This is a genomic window from Candidatus Andeanibacterium sp., assembly GCF_057143545.1.
This window is the reverse complement of the sequence record NZ_DBNHSF010000155.1, coordinates 1-3,635: the sequence shown is the minus strand read 5'-3', so window position 1 is coordinate 3,635 and position 3,635 is coordinate 1. Positions and strand designations below refer to the sequence as shown.

The 3,635-nt window shown below is 62.0% G+C and carries 1 protein-coding gene, 2 tRNA genes and 1 pseudogene; 1 reads left to right on the top strand and 3 read right to left on the bottom strand.

The genetic code is table 11. The features are described from left to right. Nucleotides 1-397 precede the first annotated feature (397 nt). A tRNA-Leu gene (locus AC16XC_RS08980) sits at nucleotides 398-484 on the bottom strand. A 200-nt stretch (nucleotides 485-684) separates the two neighbouring features. Beyond that, a tRNA-Gln gene (locus AC16XC_RS08975) sits at nucleotides 685-759 on the bottom strand. A gap of 258 nt (nucleotides 760-1,017) precedes the next feature. Here AC16XC_RS08975 and AC16XC_RS08970 point away from each other — a divergent pair. Continuing rightward, nucleotides 1,018-3,255 carry a TonB-dependent receptor gene (locus AC16XC_RS08970; RefSeq protein WP_484034310.1) on the top strand — a complete coding sequence of 746 codons (2,238 nt, stop codon included), beginning with the start codon at nucleotides 1,018-1,020 and terminating at the stop codon, nucleotides 3,253-3,255. A gap of 166 nt (nucleotides 3,256-3,421) precedes the next feature. On the opposite strand, the pseudogene AC16XC_RS08965 reads toward AC16XC_RS08970, so the two are convergent. After that, nucleotides 3,422-3,635: pseudogene (locus AC16XC_RS08965) on the bottom strand (hypothetical protein); the annotation flags it as partial.

Sequence of the window (3,635 nt, the reverse complement as noted above, 5' to 3'; positions counted from 1 at the left end):
CGCTTCGCGCCCTTCCAGTCGAAATTGAAGCCAATCCAGGACTTCATCTTCAACCCATCCGATCCTGCAGAGGGCCAAGCTGCACCCGCTTGGGGAACTGGCCGGCCTTTTCCAGGCGCGCAATGTGCTGCGGTGAGTACAGAACAAGCTCCTTGAGCTGACGCTTTGATAGAATCCTCATCACGATGTTCCCATGAAGAGAGCATCGCGATGCCCCGGTTAACGACAATCCCCGAGGAATGCGTAAGCTATCAGGTAGCATGCGGATCGCAAATTGCCCTGCGCATGGTCGCTCAAATCTACCCAAGTTCTCGCACGAGCCGAGGTAGTCCAAAAGGTGGACGGAATTTGAGCATTCCGCTCAACTTATTGTTTTTACGTTATTTTTTGAGAAAAATGGTGCCCAGAAGAGGACTCGAACCTCCACGCCCTTGCGAGCGCCGCCACCTGAAGACGGTGCGTCTACCAATTCCGCCATCTGGGCACGGGCCGTGCGGTCGTCGTGGTCCGCGCGGCAGGTAGGGGCGGGCCGATAGCGGGTGGCGGGCGCGCTTGTCAATCAATCAGTGCGGGAATTGCATGTGAGCAGCGGATTGGCTGGGGCGGCAGGATTGTCCTCCGCTTCGCTCCGTTCGCCTGCGGCTCCGAACCAGGTTCGAACCTGCCTTCCGCAATTCTTCGAATTGGCTGGGGCGGCAGGATTCGAACCTGCGAATGGCGGCATCAAAAGCCGCTGCCTTACCACTTGGCGACGCCCCAGCATCGCCGGCGCCGGGCCGGGTGAGGCGCCCCTATAGCGCAGCGTCCCGCGAAGGGAAGGGGGCGCCATCAAAAACGGCCCAGGCGAAGGGAGGGGGCAGCGGATTTCTTCGATATTTCAAGCCTGAAGCCGCAGCCAGGTCCGCCATTTCCACACAATCCGGCGGTGCGCATGAATTCACATTTTGGAGTTTGGACAATTCTGCATTAAAAGCCCGCAACAATTAGAAAGATAATTACAAACAGTGGGAGGATGGAATGAAGCATTTGCATTTCCGCAGTCTTGCCGGCGTCTCGGCGCTGGCCCTGGCGACGGTTTTCCCGACCCAGGCGGCGGCGCAGGACGAGGCTTCCGCAGACAGCGCGACGCAAGGAAGTGGCGGCGGCAATTCGATCGTCGTGGTCGGCCTGCGGCGCGAGGGCGAGCTGCAGGACAGCCCGGCCGCGATCACCGCCTTCAACGCCGAGACGATCGACAATGCCGGGATCACCAAGCCGATCGACTTCATCAACCTCACGCCCAACGTGAACCTGGTCGAGACCCAGAACGCCGGCAATGCCTTCATCATCATCCGCGGCATCACCCAGGCCCGCAACAGCGAGCCGTCGGTCGCGATCGTGGTCGACGGGGTGCAGCAGGTCAATCCGGCGCAGTTCAACCAGGACCTGTTCGATATCGAGCAGATCGAAGTGCTCAAGGGGCCGCAGGGCGGCCTCTATGGCCGCAACGCCATCGGCGGCGCGATCATCGTCAACACCAAGAAGCCGAGCGACGAGTTCGAAGGCCGGGTCCGGCTCGGGGTCGATAACGGCTTCGGCTATTTCATCCGCGGCGGGCTGAGCGGCCCGATCGCCGAGGGCGCGGCCTTCCGCATCGCCGGGTCGTTCTACGATACCGAAGGCTTCATCCCCAATCCCTATCTCGGCGAGGATGCCGATCCCTATCGCGACCTTGCCCTGCGCGCGCGGCTGGTGCTCGACCTCGGCAGCGACGTCGAACTCGATTTGCGCGCCTCGATGGACCGGCTGCAGACCCAGGCGCTCTATTTCAACATCGTCAGCGACGTGAACGATACCAGCCTGCCGGTCAGGGTGAACAATCCCGGGCAGAACGATCGCAATATCTACAATCTTTCGGGCAAGCTGACCTGGGAGGGCGAAGGGGTCACGGTCACCTCGATCACTTCCTATGACTGGCTCGACGAAATCCTCACCGGCGACGCGTTCGACTTCCTGCCGATCGACGAAGCGTTCTGCGCGCTGCCGTCGGATCCCTGCTTCAGCGGCAGCAACGACCTCAACCAGAGCCAGTTCCTCGACGTCCAGGCGTTCAGCCAGGAATTGCGCTTCGAAAGCCCGGACGACGATCCGCTGTTCTGGATGTTCGGCGGTTACCTGATCTCGACCGACCGCTATATCTCGACCGGCAACATGTTCGACTTCGGGACCGGCCTGTTCCCGGTCTATCGCGAGCCGAGCACCAACCCCTTGAACCCGCAATATACCTTCCTCGCCGACACGCAGGACAATTTCGCCTGGTCGGTGTTCGGCAATCTCGGCTACCAGTTCACCGACTTCTTCCGGCTCGACGCCTCGCTGCGCTACGACCACGACAAGCGCGAGAACACCACCGAGACTCCCGACGAGTGGCTCGGTTTCATCAATTTCATCGCCGATCTGTTCGGCGCGCCGCTCAGTGCGTTCGGCGATGTGCGGACCGAAAGCTTCGACGACTGGCAGCCCAAGGTCACCGCGACCTTCACGCCGAGCGACGACCTCACCCTTTATGGCGGCTATTCGCGCGGCTTCCGCTCGGGCGGCTTCAACCAGACCGGGGTCGGCGTGGTCGCGCTCAACACCGGGCTCGTGGGCGTCGACGATATCTTCAAGGCGGAGACGGCCGACACGTTCGAGGTCGGCTTCAAGTCGCAATTCCTCGACCGGATGGTCACGCTCAACGGCGCGGCCTACACCACCGAATCGCGCAATTCCTATTTCTTCGTCTTCCTGCCGGCCAACTCGACCCAGAATCTCGGCAATATCCCGAAAACGCGGATCAGCGGGCTCGAGCTCGAATTGAATGTCCGGCCGACACAAGACCTGCAGTTCAACCTCGCCTGGGGCCTGACCGACAGCGAGATCAAGGAATTCCCCGATCCGGTCGTGATCGGCAACGAAGCGCCGCTGATCTCGCGCTCGACGCTCAATGCCGGGGTGCAATACACGCCCGAACTTGGCGGCGATCTCGAAGGGCTGCTGCGGGTCGATTACCGCCGGACCGGGCGGACCTGGTGGGAACCCTACAACACCACCGTGCGCGATCCGATCCACCTCGTGGATGCGCGGATCGGGGTGAAGAGCAAGCAGGGCTGGAGCCTGACCGCCTTCGCCACCAATCTGTTCGACGAGGAATACAACGCCGAATTCTCGCCCGGCGGGTTCGTGTTCAAGGCCCGCCCGCAGGTCTATGGCGCGGAGTTCGGGTTCGACTTCTGAGCCTATGGAAAGGTGATCCTCCCCGTTTGCGGCGCAGCCGTGAATGGGGAGGGGGACCGCGATACTGCAGGTGTCGTGGTGGAGGGGTGTTCGGGCCTTTCCCCTCCGTCAGGCCCTTGCGGGCCTGCCACCTCCCGATGCCTTCGGCACAGGGAGGAACGTGAAGTCAGAAATCGGCGCGCTGGCGCACCGGGTTGAAGTGTTCGCGGTCGACTGTGTCGAAATCGGCGGGCGAGTGGCGTTCGGGGAGGTTGCCGGTATTGACCAGCCGGCCCCGGATCGCGCCGGGGCGCTTGTCGATTTCCCGCACCCAGCGCGCGACATGCTCGTAATCGTCGAGCTGGAGGAAGATGTCGCAGCGGTTGTAGGCGCCGTGGAAC